We start from the raw sequence: 20,330 nt of genomic DNA, 5'->3' as shown, positions 1-20,330 counted from the left end.
CCTCTTCCTAGTACCGAATCGCCAATACCCAGTACCCAATCACCAGTACCCAGTATATCTGTGGTCGATTTCTAAAATAATCAGATCTGAATTATAAAGTATAAATAAGTTTCATAATTCAGATTTTATTATTCATCATTTTCAAATGACGCAAGTTTCTCTAGATGTACTTGTAGCTGAAGCACGAGCAGGTAAATTAGTAAGCTTTCCTACAGATACCGTTCCTGCACTGGCAGTTATCCCAGAGCAAGGAGCATTAATTTTTACCGCCAAGCAGCGGAGTCAAGATAAACCTTTAATCTTAATGGCAGCTAGAGCAGAAGAACTTTGGCCTTTTGTCCGTGGTAGTAATAGCGAGTATCAAATTTGGCAACAAATAGCCAAGAAATATTGGCCGGGTGCGCTGACTTTAGTTTTACCTGCCTCAGCCCTGGTGCCAAAAGCGATGAATCCTATCGATCCAACTACAATTGGCATCCGTGTACCTAATTGTGCGATCGCTCAAAAAATTTTGGCACAAACAGGGCCACTTGCCACCACTAGCGCTAATTTATCAGGTCAACCAGCTTTACAAACAATGGCAGAAATCGAAGCTCAGTTTCCTCAAGCCCTGACATTGTCTGCAGTCGAATGCGACAATGAAATACCGGGAATTGGAGTACCTTCTACCGTTGCCAAATGGACTGGAGAAAATTGGCAAATTTTACGGCAAGGTGGAATTAAGTTAGTTTGAAATCTCACCTGAAAATAGGGGCGCTGAGGCTAGGAGCTAGAGGAAAGACAGTTTTCATTCCCTTAAAGTGTGATTTCTCATATGATTGTCTGGTTTGTTAAATCAACAAGACACCTGTTCTATAGGGCTACTCCGGAACTTTACTCTACGCCTTAGTGGTCAATTAAAAAGTTAATATTTTTGCTAAATAAATTATGGACTGGAGTAATTGGGTCTATTTAGGAGCAGGATTATTATTAGGATTGGGTGTGAATGGGTTACTGCTGCGGACAAAAAAGCCATCTAGTTCATTTGTAGTAACGCCAGTCAAACAGCAGAGAATAGCAGAACTCCAGGAAGAACTCAAGCAAACCCAACTGGCTTATCACATGGCACGAGAAATGAGTCAGTTTAAAGCAGGATTTTTAGCGCGAACTACGCACGTCTTGCGATCGCCTATTAATGGTTTAATTGGTTTGCATCAGTTAATCTTATCGAATTTGTGTGAAAACCCAGAAGAAGAACGAGAATTTATCAACCAAGCTCAGGAACGGGCACTAAAGCTATTAAAATTAATCGATGAAATTTTGAATGTTGCCAGGTTAGAACATGGCACCAGTAAATTAGATCTGCAATCGCGATCGCTAGCCGATCTCCTACAGGAGGTTTATGAGTTAACTTATATGCTCGCGGAAAATCGCAATTTTCCCTTCAAGGTATTGCTACCCGATCCAGAAATTCAAATTTTTATAGATTTTCGCTGGTGCAGACAAGTATTACTATATTTAATCGAAGCTGTCATTGCTCAAATGGAGGAAGGCAGTATTTATATCTCTTCCCAAGTTGTATCTACAAGTAAGTTGGTTCACATTTGGTTAGATGTGCCTTCTGAAGCTGTCTCTCAAAGTGAGTCAATAGATTTAATTAAATCAGAACATCTAGTGTGTGAACTGGGTGAAGAAAATCCGAGATTTTTAGCAGGAACGAATCTCTTACTTGCTCAAGTCTTATTAGAAGTAATGGGGAGCAAGTTGGAAATCGTTCCCTGTCTTGATGCTCAAGCACAAACCGAAGATGTGATTAGGCTGCAAATTTCTATTCCCCTAGTTACTAAGGGCACAGAGGCGCATAATCACTAATTTTCTCTTCCTGATTAGCTTTCAAAAAAATACTCTCTTCCCTTACGCTTTTATCTCCTTGCGTAAATAAAAATTACTAGGACTTACGCAAAATCCCTCTCAAATCCTCTTTTCTCCGTTATTATTCCAGAACTCGTGCGTAAGTCCTAACTAAGCAGAATAATAATTTGATGTTTCTTGCAGCTGTATTTCTCCAGGTGTAAGGGAACCGAGGTGAGATTGATTTTGCAACACCATCGTAGTTGTAGTATTTTGTTGAAAGCCTATTTTTTCATAAAACTGCTGTTGATGAGTAGTCATTAAATAGACACGTTCTACCCGGCTGATGCGAGGATGGCTTAAAACAGTTTCTACAAGCTTACTTCCAAGCTTATTACCACGGTAATCAGGATGAATGACAACATCCCAAATTGTGGCACGATAAATACCATCAGAAGTTGCTCTAGCAAAGCCAATTAGTTTTTCTCTATCCCATAGAGTTATGACGGGATCGCTATTGGCAATGGCTGTGCGCAAATCTTCGATACTGCGCCCTTGTGCCCAAAAAGCTGCAATGTTCAACAGTTCTTGGAGTTGATACAAATCTATTTTTGATTTGCGATCGCTAAATTGAATCTGAGCAGAATTCATAAATCGCACCACATTTATGCAGTATCTTAGATGACTTCCGCTTTGCAAGATACAGCCTTTACGCTTACATAGCAACTAGTTTTCCAGAAAATTATTCAAGATTTAATGACAAATCCACTTCCACAGAGGATGACTCGGCCCTTGCTGGCGTATTCGATATACTTGTTGTTCAAGGCGTTGCTTTTCTTGTTGTGGTAACCCCAATAAAATATTCCGGCTTTGCCAAATTAAAATAGCAACAGTCATACCAATACAAAAAGCTAGACCAATGGTAGCAATGGGATGGTAGGCAAGCCCGTATCTGAGTGCTACCCAGGTAAAGTATTGACGCCACAACGCTATTTCTTCCCGCAAGTGCCATAATGACACAGGGGCAATAGTCAGCCAAAGAAAGCCGACAAACAACCACCTGCCGTAGACAGTAAGCCTGTGCAGCCTTTGCACTTGTTCGGTGAAAGATAAATTAGAGTTTTCTGGGTTGGAGATGTTTTCCGGTTGCTCCATATGCACTCAAGTAGCGATCAGTGGTTAGTCGTACTTTAAAACAACTAACTATTAGCTATTGATCGGCAGACGCATCTATAGACTCGGCTGTTGTAACTTCGACGGATTCACCTTTGTGTTCTCGCCACCAAGTCAGGAGAGTGCTGGCGACGAAAATACTAGAATATGCTCCTGCTACAAAGCCAACAATCAATGCTAAAGCGAAATTTTTCAGGGTTTCTCCACCAAATAGAAAGATAGCAAACAACGTCAGCAAAGTTGTAAATGTCGTGTTGATTGACCTTGTTAAGGTTTGATTGACGGCATCATCTACAATATCGGCAATCGGGCGATTGGGAGTTAATTTTAGCGTTTCCCGGATGCGATCGTAAATCACCACAGTATCATTCACTGAGAAACCTGTAATTGTAAGTAAGGCAACGACGAATAGGCTGTCTACTTCTATACCTAGCACTAAACCCAAAATTGAGAATACTCCTGCCGTAACCAACACATCATGGAGCAAGGCAATGATAGCGAAGACGGCGTAGTCAAGTTGGAAACGGAAAGTTAAGTAGATAATGATGCCAATGAAGGAAACAATCAAAGCAATGACACCACTTCTAAAAAGTTCCTGCCCTACAGTTGGGCCAACAGTATCAATTTGGCTTTTTTGTGGGTCAAAGAAGCCTATTTTTTCGCTCAAGGCGTTTTGCAGCTTAGTACGCTGTTCTACATCTAATGTCTTGGTACGAATTAAGACACCATTGTCTTTACCAGTTTCTTTGTCTGCAATAATTTGGATACTACTCTCACCCAAACCTTGTTCTTTTGCTACTTCTCGAACAACATTAATGTCAATGGGTTGATCGCAGTTACCTGGTTTGTTGCAATCTCGTTCAAATTGCAAGCGCGTACCACCTACAAAATCCAGACTAGGACGTAGGGGAGCGCGAATATCGGGATTTTGCCAAGAAATCACCATTGAGATGATTCCTGCGAGAATAATGGCGGCAGAAACAGCCCACCACAGCGATCGCGATTTATTGATACTTAGTTTCATCGAGCCACCTCTGCCTTATTAGAGGCTGGCAGATTAGGACAATATAACTCAGGCTTGCGTAAGGATGGTAATGAAATTGCTAAAAACATCAATGTCCGACTACAGGTAATTGCTGTAAACATACTTACTGCCACACCTAAAGCTAAGGTTACAGCAAAGCCTTTCACCAAACCAGACCCTAAAAAGAACAAAGCCGCACAAGCAATCCAAGTCGTAACGTTGCTATCTAAAATACTGGAAAAAGCACGGTAAAAACCGGACTCTACAGAACGATAAAGACTTTTACCTGCTCGCAATTCTTCTCTTGTCCGCTCAAAAATGAGTACATTAGCATCGACTGCCATACCAATGCTCAGAATAAAACCTGCAATCCCTGGTAATGTTAAGGTGACACCCAACAAAATAAAACAAGCCCAACAAAGGAGAGCGTAGATTACTAACGCCAGATCCGCAATCAGTCCCGGCAGTCTGTAATACACAACCATAAATATTAATACTAAAGCTAGACCGCCAACTCCTGCCCAGATGCTGCTGATAATGCTATCTTGACCCAAGGTTGCCCCAACTGTACGAATTTCACCAATCTCAACTGGTACAGGTAAAGAGCCTCCCTTGAGCTTGATACCTAATTCGTTTGCTTCTTGTGGTGTAAAGTTGCCAGTAATCACAGCTGCACCACCAGTAATTCCTGTATTGGCGAATTCCGGGCCAACAACAGGATAACTGATTAGTTCATTATCAAGGAAAATGCCAATGCTGCGACCAGTGCCCGCCAGATTTTTAGTTAATTGGGCAAACAGTTCACCACCTTGTTGATTGAAGCGAATCGCAACATTCCAATTATTGCCCTGGGTAGGTTCGCCGTAAGCATCTTGGAGAAATTTACCAGTGAGGAGAGGGTTGGTACTTTCAAATAACTCGGCGATCGCTTCAATATTATTTTTCAGTGCTTCTTGATTTTTTTGAATTGCTGCGGCGTCATTGGAGCCGATTAACTCTTTTTGCTTTAATCTCAGTTCCGCTCGCGATGCATTTAAAGCAAATAATTGGGCTTCTGTACCTGGCTTTTGTTGGCGAAACTCCAACTGCGCCGTACCCCCCAAAATTCTTTCTGCTTGCTGTGGATCGTTAACTCCTGGTAGCTGCACTAGGATCTTGTCTTCTCCAACTGTTTGAATTACTGGTTCGGAGACACCTAGACTGTTAATACGGCCTTCTACTACTTTTTTCACAGCTTCCAATTCTCGTTCGCCGATGCGGGGAATTTCTGGTGTCGTTTTCACCTCAATAGTCAGCTGCGAGCCTCCCCGTAAGTCTAATCCTAGCGGTACGGGAATAGTGGCAATTACCCCAATAGCGGCAATTACCAAAACTAAAATTAAAGCTAATAGCGATCGCTGTCTTTGCATACCATCACTCACTGCGACAAACGCTATAATAACGCTCTTTAATGAGTTATGAGTGAAGAGTTAAGTTTTTTGCTGTTGGTTGTTAGTTGTTAATGGTTAATCGTAATTAACAATTGGCAATTAACCATTAACCATGTTACTAAACTCGCAAAGCGACCATTTTTTCTACAGCTTCGACAATTTGCTCTGGTTGGACAATTGTCAGTCTTTCCAAAGTACCATTGTAAGGTGTGGGAATATCCTGAGAAGAAAGCCGTAGTACTGGCGCGTCCAATTCATCAAAAAAGCGATCATTAATCGAGGCAATGATTTCTGCTGCAACGCCTCCTGTTCTCATACATTCTTCCACAACGATCACCCGATGGGTTTTTCTCACAGATGCCCCAATGGTATCCAGATCCAGAGGTTTGAGAGATATTAAATCAATTACTTCCGGATCGTAACCTTGTTTTTCCAAAGTTTTTACGGCTTGCATAACATGATGACGCATCCTAGAGTAGGTAAGAATTGTCACATCTTGACCGCGACGCACGATTTCTGCTTTATCCAGGGGTAGTAAATATTCTTCTTCTGGTAGATTTTCTTTTAAGTTGTAAAGCAGGACGTGTTCAAAGAACAACACTGGGTTATCATCGCGAATCGCTGCTTTGAGTAGTCCTTTGGCGTTATAAGGTGTTGAGCAAGCAACAATCTTCAAACCAGGCACCGCTTGGAAGTAAGCTTCTAGGCGTTGGGAGTGTTCTGCTCCTAATTGCCGCCCTACACCACCGGGCCCGCGAATTACCATTGGTATCTTATAATTACCACCAGAAGTATAGCGCAACATCCCGGCATTGTTAGCTATTTGGTTAAAGGCAAGAAGCAAAAAGCCCATATTCATGCCTTCGATGATCGGCCGCAACCCAGTCATTGCTGCTCCCACCGCTAAACCAGTAAAGCTATTTTCGGCAATAGGAGTATCTAAAACTCGTAGTTCGCCGTATTTTTTATATAAGTCTTTGGTTACTTTGTAGGAACCACCGTAGTGTCCTACGTCTTCACCAAGTACGAATACTGTTGAGTCACGCGCCATTTCTTCATCAATGGCTTGCTGTAGGGCGTTGAATAATAATGTTTCTGCCATTAGACCTCTAATGCGATGATTGTTTTAGAATCTTATCGCGCTTCTGCTATGAATACGGTGAGCAATCGCACGAGTTGCTCGTCAAATGAAGAACAGCTGTCTTAACTGCTCTACTATCTATAAGTTTGCCTGTAAATTGACACTAACAGACGAATTGTTGCATATCATATTTAACCTACGAAAAACCACTGCCTTTAAACCAACCACGTGAAAAGAAGCATTATTTTTTCTGTGCTTGATAACAAAGTGGGATCGATTCCTTTTTGTCAGGAAGTTTTCTATTAGCAGTATGATGCAATATGTTAATATCAAGTTAATTGTAGCTTTGCTGCTCAAAATTTTTACTATTGCCGATCGCCGTAGAAAAGATTACAACTTTTATATCCACAATAGCCATCTTCAACTTAGACAAGCTACAGTCTTAACTCAGCCGCAGGAGCATCAGATAAACCAGAAACCGGATTTACCTGATTTGCGGGAAATCTTCTTGGTCTTCCTGGTTTGCGTTTGTGCCGCTGATTAATTGATTTTTCACTAGCTGCTGCCAGTTCTTCAGGTGTACATTTAAACAGTCGCAACGCTTCTAAAAACTTTTTTGGTGTCATTGTGGGTTCGGTACGTCCCGCCTCCCAGTTGCGAACACTAGTTTCACTGATTGCAAGCCTGAAGGCAACCTCTGCACGACTAAGTCCCGCACGTTCTCTCAGGACTTGCATATCCATATCCCAATACTCCCTTTCAAATTTATTTGAATACATTTATTAAATCAATTGACGTAAAAATGCAAACCGAAAACATATTATTAACTATATTATTTTATAAGCGATCGCCCTACTTGATTACAAACAGCTAAAAAATAAGGCAGAGGGCAGGAGGCAGCTATGCTGAAGGAAAGATAGTTTTTATTCCCTGGTTGTGTGATTTGATTACATGATTGTCTAGTTTGAAAGTTCACCTCATGTAGTTAGAGAGCGATCGCAAATAACCCCAAGCCACCGTCTGTTTAATTCGCCACACTAGTAAATTTATTGTGTTTTGGGTGTTTCGCAGAATATTTCTGTGATTGCCGAATCAAATCTTTGGTGATTTTGATGCCGAGTAGGGCGATCGCGAATAACCTACTTGCAATTACACAGTCCAATCCTCTATCACTAGTCCGGGTACTTTGTTGAAGTCGTTAATATTCCTAGTCAACAACACCAAGTTGCGCGAGAGAGCGATCGCTGCGCTGCAATTCGTAAATCCATCATTGATACACGAACCCGTTGTATGCGTAGTCCATCAAAAACAGCGATCGCTCCAGCGTCGAAGGGTAAAACTGGAGCGATTGAAAAGCCTTGAAGGATTTCTAGCAATAAGGTATATCCACGAATACTGTCTCTACCAAGAATTCAAACAGCACAAATATCCCAAGCAAACAATAATCTCACGCCCAGACACCAGACACATAAAATACTCTGCGTCTCGTGCGCGACGCCAGTTGCTATAACGGGGGGAACCCTCCGAAGTCGCCTCAACGGGGGGAACCCCCGCACGGCGCTTCTCTCCGCAACGCACTGGCTCCTCTGCGTGAGATCTATAAACAACTTACCCAGACAAAATTTATTACCCTACAAACAAAACCACTGTTTACCCCAACCACCATGCTGCATCTTTGGCGTGATATGTTAAAATCAAATCAGCGCCAGCACGCTTAAAGCTGGTTAAAGTTTCCATAACTACGCGCTCTTCATCAACCCAACCATTGAGGGCAGCAGCTTTTACCATAGAATACTCGCCGGAAACATTGTAGGCAGCAACGGGTAAATTGCAAGCTTCTTTCACCCGCCAAATGATATCCATGTAAGCCAAAGCAGGCTTCACCATGAGCATATCAGCGCCTTCAGCGATATCCAGTTCAATTTCTTTGATGGCTTCGCGGGCATTTGCTGGATCCATTTGATAGGTGCGGCGATCGCCAAATTGCGGTGCTGATTCGGCAGCGTCCCTAAACGGGCCGTAGTAAGCCGAAGCATATTTAGCAGCATAGGATAAAATTGGCGTATCTTGGAATCCCGCTTCATCCAAACCACTGCGAATTGCTTGAACAAATCCATCCATCATTCCTGATGGTGCGATGATATCTGCTCCAGCTTGAGCTTGAGAGACGGCGGTTTTTTTGAGTAACTCTAAGGTAGGATCGTTCAAAACTCGTCCTGTCAAATCGCCAACTTGCAGGTAGCCACAATGACCATGGCTGGTGTACTCGCAAAGGCAGGTGTCAGCTATAACGATGAGATCGGGAACTGCTTGCTTAACGGCAGTGGCAGCTTTTTGAACAATACCGCAATCGTGCCAAGCACCCGTAGCATCAACATCTTTATCTGTGGGAATGCCAAAAAGGATGATTGCAGGAATGCCCAAATCATAAACTTCTTTGGCTTCTTCAACAATTTTGTCTACCGAAAGTTGGAAAACACCGGGCATGGATTTAACTTCATTGGCAATTCCCTCACCAGGTACGGCAAACAGAGGGTAAATTAAATCACTAGTAGTTAATACAGTTTCACGTACCATCCGGCGCAATTGGGGATGGGTTCGTAGGCGGCGGGGTCGATGTTGGGGAAACATAAATTTTTATAAACAAAAACTCAAATGGACAAACGACAAAGCGTCACAAATTTAGGACTAAATCTTCTTCAAGTTGAACACGCTGTAAATAGCGCTTAACTGTCCTCTGCCCTACTGGCGATCGCTTTGTGGGGCAATTTTGTATTTTACAGCTTGCTTGCCATCTCTCTTGTTGAAGGGCATAAAGAATAATACTAGAAATTCCATCACATTGCAGATGGATTCCATCAAAAAATCAGTATGAAACTATGAGGTTAGTGTGAGGTCAAATAGTAATTGGTAATCAAAAAATCATCTATTACCCATTCACATTTACAAGTAACAGCGATTTGGCGATCGCCCTTTGAGTTCAATTTCGGTGTATGAAACTTGTGACGTTAGTTCCAAATGAACTTGGTGCTAAATCAGACGGAAAATGAATGGATAGCGAAATGGTTTTTCTGCATCAGTGAGAACGTGAAAAAGTGCCCAAATCGTCAGTCCCCAATGGAGTAAAAACCCAAGAAATGCCAAAGGAACAAGTAAACCAAAAGATAGCCAAACTAGCACGCCAATAATTGCTCCATAAAACCAGACATTAAAGTGAAAATTAATTGCTTCTTTGGCATTCTCTTTGACAACAGGATCGTTTGATACAAATAGTACAAAAATGGGTAAACCAATAGATATGAACGTTGTGCTCAAAAAAATTGCTCCATGAGACAATGCCGATAACAGCTTTCGCTTTTCTGCGTCGTACATTGTTTTTACCTCGTGAATTCAGGTTGTAGTTATATTAAGACCCTATCATGAGCATCATTGTCTTAAGATTAAAACACTCGCTAAAGTTGAAAAAAGTTAAGTTAAGTTAAGTTACAATTCGACATAGTTATGACAACTGAGCTTCAATCGGAACTGCAAAAAGCAGTTGAGCGTCGGCGCAATTTTGCAATTATCTCTCACCCAGATGCTGGTAAAACGACGCTGACAGAAAAATTACTGCTATACGGAGGTGCTATTCACGAGGCTGGAGCAGTGAAAGCAAGACGAGCACAGCGCAAAGCTACCTCCGACTGGATGGCAATGGAACAACAACGGGGTATTTCGATTACCTCCACGGTGTTGCAATTTGAATATCAAGGCTGCCAGATTAATTTATTAGATACACCCGGACACCAAGATTTCAGTGAAGATACTTATCGTACTTTAGCGGCTGCCGACAATGCAGTCATGCTAATTGATGCTGCCAAAGGTTTGGAACCCCAAACACGGAAGTTGTTTGAGGTATGTAAAATGCGGGGAATTCCGATTTTTACATTTGTTAACAAGCTCGATCGCCCCGGAAGAGAACCTTTAGAACTTTTGGACGAGATTGAGCAAGAATTAGGATTGCAAACCTATGCAGTTAATTGGCCGATTGGCATGGGCGATCGCTTTAAGGGAATCTTTGACCGCACGCAACAGCAAATTCATTTATTTGAAAGAAGCGCTCACGGTAGCAAGGAAGCACGAAATACAGTAATTGATTTGGGTGATTCTAGAATTGAGCAACTCCTAGAACAAGACTTGTACTACCAGTTGAAAAACGATCTGGAACTATTAGAAGGAGTGGGGCCAGAACTTGATTTAGAGTTGGTACATCAAGGCAAAATGACACCAGTTTTCTTTGGTAGTGCCATGACTAACTTTGGGGTAGAGCTATTCCTTCACTACTTCCTTCAATATGCCCTCAAACCTGGCTCTCACTCAAGCAGCGTCGGTGAAGTAGCCCCAACTTACCCTGCTTTTTCTGGCTTTGTTTTCAAGCTTCAAGCCAACATGGATCCAAAGCATCGCGATCGCGTGGCATTTATCCGCGTCTGTACGGGTAGATTTGAAAAAGACATGACGGTAAGTCACGCCCGCACAGGCAAAACTGTCCGCCTGTCTCGTCCGCAAAAACTCTTTGCCCAAGAACGAGAATCAATAGATGTCGCTTACGCAGGCGATGTGATCGGTTTAAATAACCCTGGAGTTTTTGCCATCGGTGATACTATTTATACAGGGCAAAAGCTGGAGTATGAAGGTATTCCTTATTTTTCCCCAGAGTTATTTGCGATTCTGCGCAACCCCAACCCTTCTAAGTTTAAGCAATTCCAAAAAGGTGTTTCCGAATTGCGCGAAGAGGGAGCAGTACAAATTATGTACTCAGTAGATGAATCCAAGCGCGATCCGATTTTGGCAGCAGTAGGACAGTTGCAATTTGAAGTGGTGCAATTCCGCTTACAAAATGAATATGGAGTGGAAACTCTGCTAGAATCATTGCCTTACAGTGTTGCTCGTTGGGTTGAGGGCGGCTGGGAAGCTCTCGATAAAGTAGAGCGCTTATTCAATACAACCATAGTGAAAGACAGTATGGGACGTCCAGTTCTACTGTTCCGCAACGAATGGAACTGCCATCAATTGCAGGAAGATCATCCAGAGTTAAAATTAAGTGCGATCGCCCCGGTAATTTCTACGCAACAGCCAGTCGAAGGTTAAAGTGAATGGTGAGTAGATAGTGGTTAGTAGTTGGTAGATATTATTTTATTACTCTTCTACTTTCCATTCCCTCACTTTCCTTTACACCCTTACAGCCTCAAAAGAAGGCAGGAGGCAGTAGACGCGTAGCGGATAAGCGAAAGTAGGCAGAAGGGAAGATATTTTACGTTTAATTATGTCCACCTACTTACCAAACACAATAAATATAAAAGTTATTTAATTGCAATAAACTAAGTAAGACTATGCCTTCACATCCAAAACCATCTTTGAAGGCTGGTTTAACCGCCCTCAAGCAAGAAGACTACCAAAAAGCAAAAGCAATATTAGAAGAAGTTGCTACGACAGCGAGCGATCGCACTGAGGTTGTACAAGCGCAAATTGGCTTAGTCGTTCTTTATTCTCATACTGGTGAAGAACCAAAAGCGATCGCCTTGTGTGAGACTTTATCTCAAAACGAGCGTCTCCAAGTCAAAGAGTGGGCAGAAACCACTTTAGCCCAATTAAGAAAACGTTATCAGAAATCTGATTCTTCAACAAAAGATGTCACTGGATTTGTTCCTTTTGAGAATTCATCATCTCATCCAACCACAGGGAACAGGGAACAGGGAACAGGGAACAGGGAAAAGGGAACAGGGAACAGGGAACAGGGAACAGGGAACAGGGAAAAGGGAACAGGGAAAAGGGAACAGGGAACAGGGAACAGGGAACAGGGAACAGGGAACAGGGAACAGGGAACAGGGAACAACGAGAGAATCATTCTCCCCCACTCCCCCACTTCCCCACTCCCCACCACCTCCACTCCAGCTGCTTCTAGTAGTTCGTCTGCGATTGTTAAGCTAGAAAAACCCAAGCCACCTATTCTTTATTGGCGGCACGCAGGACGTGCTAAAGTATGGCAACCTCTGCCCAAGCGCGGTTTAAAGCTATTACGCCTGCTGGAGGTAGGAACATTTATTGCCTTATTTTGGGTGCTTCGGGCACTGGTGATGTGGGCAATGAAATTTATCAATGATATTTTAGTCAAACTGCCCTTTGTTGAGCCAATACAGCTTTTATATCGCAATCCGACTTCCTTATTGCTGATTTTACTTTTACTCTTAATGTGCGTCTCACCGTGGTTATTGGATTGGCTGCTGATTGAATTTTACGGTCAAAAACCACTAGAGAAGGATACTTTAAATCGCTATAGTAAAGAAGCAGTGCGGGTATTACAACGTTATTGCCAGCAAAGGGGTTGGCAGATACCAAAACTGCGTGTTTTGCCAATTGCAGCACCAATTGCCTTTACATATGGACATTTGTCCCGCAAAGCCCGGATTGTGGTAAGCCAAGGATTGTTAGAGCAACTAGCTGAAGATGAAATCGCCACAATCTACGCCAGTCAATTGGGGCATATTGCTCATAAAGATTGTACGATTATGTCGCTGGTGTTGCTGGTGACAATTCCGGTTTACTTGCTCTATCAACAGATTGCGAAGTGGAGCGATGAAGCTTCGCAGGTATGGCGTACTGTTTTTGGGGTACTGGCAAGTATTATCTATGGTTTTTGGTGTTTGTTCGTAGGAACTGCTTTGTGGTTGTCTCAAGTGCGGCTTTACTATAGCGATCGCGTTGGTGCAGAAGTTACAGGTAATCCAAATGGACTTGTTCGCGCTCTACTCAAAATTGCGATTGGCATTACTGATGATGTGCAACAACAAGAACACACTAGCTGGCAGTTAGAAAGCTTAAATATAGTTATGCCAGTAGGCTACAAGCAGAGCCTTTGTTTGGGTACTATTGCCCCTTATACCACCTTTGAATCTTTCTTGATGTGGGATTGCTTTAATCCTTACCGTTGGTGGTTTGTAATTAATAATACTCATCCTTTAATGGGCGATCGCCTCAAACGCCTATGTCGAATTGCTCGTCATTGGCACATAGCCCCTGAACTGTATCTAGAAAGCCAACAGCCCTTTAGTATTAAGCGTCAATCTTTTCTATTACAAATAGCTCCTTTTTTGGGAATTCCCTTGGGTATTGTGTGTGCAGTTCTGATTTGGGTAGTTTGGCAAACAGCCTTTGCACTCAAACTGTTAAACCTGAAGTGGATCTACGATGATTGGCGCTATGTTATAGGTTGCATGGTGATTGGGTTTAGCATTGGCATCTTGCTACGGATGAATTCCTTCTTTCCAGATATTAAACCTACTACCGTACAAACTGATGAACACCTGCCTGAGCTATTAACCAACCCAACCGCCCTCCCTATTGATAGCGTTGGTGTACGTTTAGTTGGTAAATTACTAGGTCGTCAAGGTATTAGCAACTACTTTGGGCAAGATTTAATCCTGCAATCTCCTACGGGATTAATAAAATTACACCAAGCTTCTTGGTTTGGAAAATCTCTTAAAGCTCAAGATTTAATTGGTAGGCAAGTAACAGTCACTGGTTGGTTGCGGCGAGGAGCAACACCTTGGATTGATATCCAAACCTTGCAAACTCAAAGTGGAAAAACGGCTCCTAGCTTTCATCCGATTTGCTCTGTTGCCTTAGCTGTTGCATTAGAGGTTTGGGGAGCGTACATCCTTCTGACTGGTTAGTTAAGTATTCAGACAAAACCAATTACACACATTATTTTCCCTATCCCCTATCCCCTTGTATTGGCCTGTTGAACCTGAGTTACAGCAGTTTTTAAACAAAAGTTGCAGTTACTTTCAAAAACTGTTACATTTATTTACATAAAATCTAGCAACCAACATAACTCAGCCACCCAGCTTAGTTATCACTCTTGGCTGCTTGCGCTTATAAATCCCCTTTTCTCCTCCCAACACAGCAGCAAGATAACCAGCCATAGGCTGGTTTTTGTTTCTAAAAATTTTGAATTTTAGAAAAAATGATTTTCAGAAAAAAAGTATTTTATGTTACGATGCATTCATATAAAAGTCGGAAATGTGTGTCCTGAACTAGCTACGTAGAAAATACCGTGATAATGTAAGAAATGGTGTTTAATTATTTGAAAAGTATTAAAGGCATTTCCTGTGGTCAGCATTAAGCTATAAGATTCATAATTTCTTAGAATAAAGGTGTTATTAGCGCAGTGTACGCTTTTGTATTAAACAAGCTTGATTTTGGTAAAAAACTGTATTGTATAGGTTAAAAGTTTTAAGTTGAAAAACTGGCTTGCGATAGTGCCGTGCAATAGCATCAATCAAAAGCTAAAGCCGCGTTGCTGTTTTTTGCCTAATCGTTATTAAATCCACTCTGGAGGTATAGTCCATGTCTGTTCGCCTGTATATAGGCAATTTGCCTAAAGAAGAAATAGAACGTCAAGAATTGCAAGCAGTGTTTGCAGAAGAAGGTGATAATGTCACCACGAAGCTAATTAAAGACCGTAAAACGGGCAAATGCCGTGGCTTCGGTTTTCTGACTGTAAATAATGACGAACAAGCAGACCATATTATTGAAAAGTACAATGGTCATTTGTTCAAAGACTCTGCTATTAAGATAGAAAAAGCATTACCACGTACCAAGGGAGAGGAGAATGAAGAAAATCCAACTCCCAAACCAGTAGTCAATACTGGTGGAAATGCTGGTTCTAGCCCCACGAAAGAAAACAAGAAATCTAAGAAGTCTCGGCGTGGTGGTGGTAGCAAAGAAAGCTCCTCTGCTGACACAGAAGCTATTCGTCCAGATCCTCGTTGGGCTTCTGAGTTAGAAAAGCTCAAGCAAATGCTCGCTGCTCAAACTACCAGTTAATTTACATAACCTTGTGGGAAATGTGGAAACCTTGTGGCTTGAGCCGCAAGGAAGAAACATGGTTTAGGCACTTTTAAGTGCCCTTAAACATCCATTATCCTCTAGCGACTTAGCTAAAGGGTATTTCTAGCCATTGTTGTAAATGCGATCGCAACTGTTTGGTGAAGTGTGGACGCTGGTCAAATTTTTCTGTATGAATAGGCTTGCGTTGTTCATCTAACATCCAGCCATAGTCGCTACTTAAACGCAGCTTATTTTGCCAGTCTGAGATGGAAACGATTAGCTCAGGTGCTGGGCTGCAGTCTATACCTTGTACCTTAAATACATAGTTAAAGGTGTTCTGTTTGCCAGGAGCGACTGTTGAAGGTTTACCGCATTCAGCTAACAGTCGCGATCGCACCTGTTCTACCAAACCAGGTTTATCTAATTCTTCTAGTGTCCGAACGGCTAAGGTAAGAGCAAAATAAAACTCTTCAACAGGAATAAAGTGTAGTTCCATAGGCATAGCTGTTACTGCCAGATAATAACACAGACTAGGAGGCAGTAAATTTACTTCCAAAGCATTTGCTAGTTATTTTGTATCTTTCCCAGCATACCAGCTTGTCAATTCTGGTTTGGCAAACACAGTCATTTTAATTTTAGATTTTGGATTGACTCCACAGATAAATTTAGGATTCTTCCTGTAGCAATGATCTTACCTAGTTATTATTTACTATGTGTCCTTAGTATGTTTTCATTACTATTTTCTATGTCTATAGATACAAAATAGGAATAAGGTTATGGAATTATCATAACTATATGCCATTCTAATTAAAGTTTAATAATTGATAAAATTGATACAACATTAATAGTCGTATCAAAAAATACGATATAAATTTTATAGTTAGTCATATTTACATATAAATAGCGTTGTTATATATACATATTATTATACTCAATACTTATTACTTAAGTGTATGAAAATAATAGTAAACTATAACTCATAAAATCATGAGATAGCTTTCCTATTGTTTAAAGAAATGGCAGAAAGAAAGTAGAATTTACTTAGTATTAGATAATACTTATAACTGAGATTATAATCAAAATTTTGTTATAAGATATACTAATAATAAATATTAATTTTATTTAATTAAGTAACTTAAAATACAAAAAATAGGTTATTGACTATATTAACTAGATATAAAAAATACAAGTAGATATAAAAATAATCAATACAATTACTTATAAAAACAGAGTACTTCTGGTAGTAGATGTATAAAAATGTTTGACGTATTAAATTAAAATAAATATTGCTTAAACTTTCCACAAGATTGAGGTTAGGTAAGGCTAGGTAAAACCGCAATCTACCTAAAACCTCGTTCAATATACAAACCAACAAACTATGAACTCTAGAACTGAACAACGTATCGCCTTGATTTCAGTCCATGGCGATCCAGCAATTGAGATTGGTAAAGAGGAAGCTGGAGGTCAAAACGTTTATGTTCGGCACGTAGGCGAAGCGCTAGCCCAACTGGGATGGCAAGTCGATATGTTTACCCGTAAAATCAGCGAAGAACAACAAACAATAGTTCAACATAGTGCCAATTGTCGGACTATACGTTTGCAAGCGGGTTCTGTGGAATTTGTTCCCAGAGACAATCTGTTTGGATATTTGCCAGAATTTGTGAAAAATTTTTTGGCATTCCAAAAGGAAAATGGTTTTACATATCCATTAATTCACACAAACTACTGGCTTTCTAGCTGGGTAGGAATGCAGTTAAAGAAAATCCAAGGCAGCAAGCAGGTTCATACATATCACTCTTTAGGAGCGGTTAAATACAATACCATCAAGACAGTTCCTCTCATTGCCAGTACAAGGTTAGCAGTAGAAAAAGAAGTTCTGGAAACAGCAGAACGAATTGTGGCTACAAGTCCGCAGGAAAAAGAGCATATGCGATCGCTTGTCTCCACAAAAGGTAATATTGATATCATCCCCTGCGGTACTGACATTCGTCGATTTGGTTGGATTGATCGTCAAGCTGCAAGAGCAGAGTTAGGATTTGACAGCGAAGACAAAATTGTATTGTACGTGGGACGTTTTGATCCGCGCAAAGGTATAGAAACCTTGGTGCGTGCGGTAGGACAGTCAGAATTTCGTGACAATAGAAACCTCAAGCTAATTATTGGTGGTGGTAGCGTACCAGGTCAAAGCGATGGCATGGAACGCGAACGAATTGAGGAAATAATTGCCGAATTAGGAATGCAAGACTTTACCACCCTGCCTGGGCGACTTAGTCAGGAAATTCTGCCAAGTTATTACGCTGCTGCTGATGTTTGTGTTGTTCCCAGTCACTACGAACCCTTTGGACTGGTGGCAATTGAAGCGATGGCAAGCTATACACCAGTAGTAGCAAGTGATGTCGGTGGACTTCAGTTCACTGTTGTTCCCGAAGCAACTGGTTTACTTGCACCACCACAAGATGTAGATGCCTTTGCTACTGCGATTGATAGAATTCTCGGCAATCCAGAGTGGCGGGAGAAATTAGGCAAAGGTGGTAGACAACGAGTAGAAAGCAAGTTTAGTTGGGATGGTGTAGCAAGTCAACTCGGTGAACTATACACTGAGATTTTACAGACAAAAGTGGAAGAAAAAGAAGCGGTATTACTGAGTTCATAAACCTCGTTAATTAGAGGTAATAGGGAATTGGTGATGGCTAACAGGTAAATATATAAATGATGTCAATGCCAATTACCTATTATGTAAGACTAACTCTCACCTGATGCTTCCTGTATCAAATTGAGAGTTAGTTTTTTGCATAAGTCTCTGAAGAGAAGACGCAAAGACGCAAAGACAAGGAGACACCTGGAAAAAGAGAATAGTGTCTTGTCTCTAGCCCCTAGTCCCTAGCCCCTAGCACGCCAGTCGCTTCAAGTCGGCACTAGACGCGAAGCGGCTTCCCGGAGGGTAGCCGCCCAACGCGCTGGCTCCCCTAATCCCTAGTCATTAGTCCCCAATCCCCTTTACGATTAGATAGGATGGGCATCTGTTGACCATCGAACGTTTTTACATCAACGGCAATCGTTGTGCAAACATTTGACTTTACTACGCTCACAGCTGTTTGTAGTGATATCCGTGCGAATTGGTTACCCTCGCGCTTGGAACAGGTTTACCAGCGCGATCGCTACACGATTTCTATAGCGCTACGTACCCTCAAAGGACGGGGTTGGCTAGAAATTTCCTGGCACCCCCAAGCAGCCCGCCTGCATATCGGCGATCCACCGCCGCGAATACCAGATACCTTCACCTTCAGCCAACAACTAATTCACCAATTGAATGGTTTGGCATTGGTAACAGTGGAAGCGATCGCTCCTTGGGAGAGAGCTATTGATTTGCAGTTTGCCCGTCGCCCTGGAGAAAACGCGCTGTATCACCTCTACGTGGAAATCATGGGCAAATACAGTAACGTTATTCTCACCGATGCCAGTAATACCATCATCACCCCTGCCCGCCAAGTTAACCAACAAAAATCCAGCGTTCGTCCTATTCTTACCGGACAACCTTATGAAACACCACCTAGTCTAACTGGTGCTATACCTGGTTTGAGCGAATCCCAACAACGCTGGCAAGAAAGAGTAAGCCTCATACCAGGAACTATTAAACGACAGTTGCTGAAAAATTATCGCGGTGTTTCTCCTGCACTGGTAGAGTCAATGCTGTTGGTAGCTGATATAGATCCAGAAACTAACACCGATGCCCTTAAACCTGATGACTGGCAAAGACTATTTGCACGTTGGCAAGAATGGCTGCAAGCCCTAGTTAACGAAAAGTTTCAACCCGCTTGGACAAGTTTTGGATACACAGTACTTGGTTGGGATGTAATTGAGCCTGCAACAGATATTCAAGAATTACTCAATCGCTACTACACAGATTGGCTCAATCAACAAACTTTTTCTCAACTGCGGCATCAGTTGAGTCAGAGACTGAGTAATGTTTTAGAGAAATTACGATTGAAAGCGCAAACTTTTGAGCAACGCTTGCAGGAATCTGATCGCGCTGACGAGTATCGCACCAAAGCAGATTTATTGATGGCGCATTTACAAGACTGGCAGGTGGGGATGAAAGAAATTAGCCTCCCTGATTTTGAGACTGGCAAGAGTGTAAAAATTGCCCTCGAACCAGATAAAAATGCCGTGCAAAATGCTCAAAATCTTTACAAGCAGCACCAAAAACTCAAACGCGCTCGTTTAGCTGTAGAACCCTTACTTAAAGAAGTGAATGCCGAAATCGAGTATTTAGAACAAGTAGAAGCTGCGATCGCTCAAATAGAAAACTACCAAACAACAGAAGATTTACAAACCTTAGAAGAAATCCGCGAGGAGCTAATTCAGCAACGGTATTTAGAAGATCCAGAATATCGCAGCCGCAACGGTAGCGAAACCAGTAACAATTTTTATCGTTATCGCACTCCTGGCGGTTTTGAGGTATTAATTGGTCGTAATAATCGCCAGAACGATCAATTAACATTTCGGGTTGCAGGTGATTACGATTTGTGGTTTCACGCTCAAGAAATTCCAGGTAGTCATGTGCTGCTGCGGCTACAACCTGGTGCTGTTCCAGAAGAAATTGATTTGCAATTTACCGCTAATCTTGCTGCCTACTACAGTCGCGCTCGTCAAAGTGACCAAGTACCAATAATTTACACCCAACCCAAGCACGTTTACAAACCCAAAGGAGCTAAACCGGGAATTGCCATCTACAAACAGGAACGAATTCTTTGGGGACAACCACAATTAGTAAAAGGGACTAGGGATTAGGGGCTAGGGATTAGGGGCTAGGGGCTAGGGGCTAGGGGCTAGGGACTAGGGACTAGGAACAAAGAGGAGGGGGGAGAGGGGGGAGAGGGGGGAGAGTGGAAGCAGAGGAGCTTCAGGAGTTTCAGGAGCA

17 protein-coding genes are annotated in these 20,330 nt (G+C 41.9%); 7 read left to right on the top strand and 10 right to left on the bottom strand.

The features are described 5' to 3' along the window. Positions 1-145: 145 nt before the first annotated feature. The gene (locus UYC_RS0128585) at positions 146-733 is read left to right on the top strand and encodes an L-threonylcarbamoyladenylate synthase (protein WP_016879108.1); all 588 of its coding nucleotides are present in this window, start codon (positions 146-148) and stop codon (positions 731-733) included. A gap of 194 nt (positions 734-927) precedes the next feature. Further along, positions 928-1,851, top strand: coding sequence for a sensor histidine kinase (locus UYC_RS0128580; protein WP_016879109.1), 924 nt, complete (start codon positions 928-930; stop codon positions 1,849-1,851). Between the two features lie 150 nt (positions 1,852-2,001). Here UYC_RS0128580 and UYC_RS0128575 read toward each other — a convergent pair whose 3' ends face one another. The 9 genes from UYC_RS0128575 to UYC_RS0128540 form a co-directional block, all read right to left on the bottom strand. Continuing rightward, positions 2,002-2,481 carry a GNAT family N-acetyltransferase gene (locus UYC_RS0128575; protein ID WP_016879110.1) on the bottom strand — a complete coding sequence of 160 codons (480 nt, stop codon included), beginning with the start codon at positions 2,479-2,481 and terminating at the stop codon, positions 2,002-2,004. Between the two features lie 102 nt (positions 2,482-2,583). Then, entirely contained in the window at positions 2,584-2,985 is a 402-nt protein-coding gene (locus tag UYC_RS0128570; protein ID WP_016879111.1) for a hypothetical protein, read from the bottom strand. 55 nt (positions 2,986-3,040) lie between these two features. Continuing rightward, positions 3,041-4,027, bottom strand: a complete 987-nt coding sequence (secF, locus tag UYC_RS0128565) for a protein translocase subunit SecF (RefSeq protein ID WP_016879112.1) — start codon at positions 4,025-4,027, stop codon at positions 3,041-3,043. Continuing rightward, positions 4,024-5,436 (bottom strand): protein translocase subunit SecD, encoded by a 1,413-nt coding sequence (gene secD, locus UYC_RS0128560; RefSeq protein ID WP_016879113.1) that lies wholly within the window; start codon positions 5,434-5,436, stop codon positions 4,024-4,026. Before secD ends, secF begins: the two co-directional genes overlap by 4 nt. 139 nt (positions 5,437-5,575) lie before the next feature. After that, positions 5,576-6,559: an alpha-ketoacid dehydrogenase subunit beta gene (locus tag UYC_RS0128555; protein WP_016879114.1), complete on the bottom strand. Its 984-nt coding sequence runs from the start codon at positions 6,557-6,559 to the stop codon at positions 5,576-5,578. Between the two features lie 413 nt (positions 6,560-6,972). Beyond that, entirely contained in the window at positions 6,973-7,281 is a 309-nt protein-coding gene (locus UYC_RS0128550) for a helix-turn-helix domain-containing protein (RefSeq protein ID WP_016879115.1), read from the bottom strand. 468 nt (positions 7,282-7,749) lie between these two features. Beyond that, a complete protein-coding gene (locus UYC_RS36900) occupies positions 7,750-7,914 on the bottom strand; it encodes a hypothetical protein (protein WP_321164282.1) in 165 nt (54 codons plus the stop codon). Between the two features lie 274 nt (positions 7,915-8,188). Then, a complete protein-coding gene (gene hemB, locus UYC_RS0128545; RefSeq protein WP_016879116.1) occupies positions 8,189-9,169 on the bottom strand; it encodes a porphobilinogen synthase in 981 nt (326 codons plus the stop codon). A 399-nt stretch (positions 9,170-9,568) separates the two neighbouring features. Then, positions 9,569-9,910: a DUF4870 domain-containing protein gene (locus UYC_RS0128540; protein ID WP_016879117.1), complete on the bottom strand. Its 342-nt coding sequence runs from the start codon at positions 9,908-9,910 to the stop codon at positions 9,569-9,571. Positions 9,911-10,039: 129 nt separating this feature from the next. On the opposite strand from UYC_RS0128540, the gene prfC reads away from it, so the two are divergent. The 3 genes from prfC to UYC_RS0128515 all read left to right on the top strand — a co-directional run bounded on the left by prfC (position 10,040) and on the right by UYC_RS0128515 (position 15,406). Further along, complete coding sequence (gene prfC, locus UYC_RS0128535; RefSeq protein WP_016879118.1) at positions 10,040-11,668, top strand: peptide chain release factor 3; 1,629 nt, start codon at positions 10,040-10,042, stop codon at positions 11,666-11,668. Positions 11,669-11,910: 242 nt separating this feature from the next. Next, on the top strand, positions 11,911-14,250 hold the full coding sequence (locus UYC_RS0128530) for a zinc metalloprotease HtpX (protein ID WP_016879119.1): 2,340 nt from the start codon (positions 11,911-11,913) through the stop codon (positions 14,248-14,250). Between the two features lie 676 nt (positions 14,251-14,926). Continuing rightward, a complete protein-coding gene (locus UYC_RS0128515; RefSeq protein WP_016879121.1) occupies positions 14,927-15,406 on the top strand; it encodes an RNA recognition motif domain-containing protein in 480 nt (159 codons plus the stop codon). 109 nt (positions 15,407-15,515) lie between these two features. On the opposite strand, the gene UYC_RS0128510 is transcribed toward UYC_RS0128515, so the two are convergent. Beyond that, positions 15,516-15,905, bottom strand: a complete 390-nt coding sequence (locus tag UYC_RS0128510) for a hypothetical protein (protein WP_026087757.1) — start codon at positions 15,903-15,905, stop codon at positions 15,516-15,518. Positions 15,906-16,787: 882 nt separating this feature from the next. On the opposite strand from UYC_RS0128510, the gene UYC_RS0128505 reads away from it, so the two are divergent. Next, positions 16,788-18,062 carry a glycosyltransferase family 4 protein gene (locus UYC_RS0128505; protein WP_016879123.1) on the top strand — a complete coding sequence of 425 codons (1,275 nt, stop codon included), beginning with the start codon at positions 16,788-16,790 and terminating at the stop codon, positions 18,060-18,062. Positions 18,063-18,469: 407 nt separating this feature from the next. Next, entirely contained in the window at positions 18,470-20,200 is a 1,731-nt protein-coding gene (locus UYC_RS0128500; RefSeq protein ID WP_016879124.1) for an Rqc2 family fibronectin-binding protein, read from the top strand. The last annotated feature ends 130 nt before the right edge of the window (positions 20,201-20,330 follow it).

Source organism: Chlorogloeopsis fritschii PCC 6912, from assembly GCF_000317285.1.
GTDB lineage: Bacteria > Cyanobacteriota > Cyanobacteriia > Cyanobacteriales > Nostocaceae > Chlorogloeopsis > Chlorogloeopsis fritschii.
The sequence above is the reverse complement of the archived record's forward strand: the minus strand, read 5'-3'. Positions and strand labels throughout refer to the sequence as shown.

Excerpts from the sequence above, each read along its gene's own strand:
- UYC_RS0128550 (WP_016879115.1), bottom strand. The coding sequence starts at position 7,281 with ATGGATATGCAAGTCCTGAGAGAACGTGCGGGACTTAGTCGTGCAGAG.
- secD (WP_016879113.1), bottom strand. The coding sequence starts at position 5,436 with ATGCAAAGACAGCGATCGCTATTAGCTTTAATTTTAGTTTTGGTAATT.
- UYC_RS0128570 (WP_016879111.1), bottom strand. The coding sequence starts at position 2,985 with ATGGAGCAACCGGAAAACATCTCCAACCCAGAAAACTCTAATTTATCT.
- secF (WP_016879112.1), bottom strand. The coding sequence starts at position 4,027 with ATGAAACTAAGTATCAATAAATCGCGATCGCTGTGGTGGGCTGTTTCT.
- UYC_RS0128575 (WP_016879110.1), bottom strand. The coding sequence starts at position 2,481 with ATGAATTCTGCTCAGATTCAATTTAGCGATCGCAAATCAAAAATAGAT.
- UYC_RS0128580 (WP_016879109.1), top strand. The coding sequence starts at position 928 with ATGGACTGGAGTAATTGGGTCTATTTAGGAGCAGGATTATTATTAGGA.
- UYC_RS0128555 (WP_016879114.1), bottom strand. The coding sequence starts at position 6,559 with ATGGCAGAAACATTATTATTCAACGCCCTACAGCAAGCCATTGATGAA.
- hemB (WP_016879116.1), bottom strand. The coding sequence starts at position 9,169 with ATGTTTCCCCAACATCGACCCCGCCGCCTACGAACCCATCCCCAATTG.
- UYC_RS0128515 (WP_016879121.1), top strand. The coding sequence starts at position 14,927 with ATGTCTGTTCGCCTGTATATAGGCAATTTGCCTAAAGAAGAAATAGAA.
- UYC_RS0128505 (WP_016879123.1), top strand. The coding sequence starts at position 16,788 with ATGAACTCTAGAACTGAACAACGTATCGCCTTGATTTCAGTCCATGGC.
- prfC (WP_016879118.1), top strand. The coding sequence starts at position 10,040 with ATGACAACTGAGCTTCAATCGGAACTGCAAAAAGCAGTTGAGCGTCGG.
- UYC_RS0128530 (WP_016879119.1), top strand. The coding sequence starts at position 11,911 with ATGCCTTCACATCCAAAACCATCTTTGAAGGCTGGTTTAACCGCCCTC.
- UYC_RS0128540 (WP_016879117.1), bottom strand. The coding sequence starts at position 9,910 with ATGTACGACGCAGAAAAGCGAAAGCTGTTATCGGCATTGTCTCATGGA.
- UYC_RS0128585 (WP_016879108.1), top strand. The coding sequence starts at position 146 with ATGACGCAAGTTTCTCTAGATGTACTTGTAGCTGAAGCACGAGCAGGT.
- UYC_RS0128510 (WP_026087757.1), bottom strand. The coding sequence starts at position 15,905 with ATGGAACTACACTTTATTCCTGTTGAAGAGTTTTATTTTGCTCTTACC.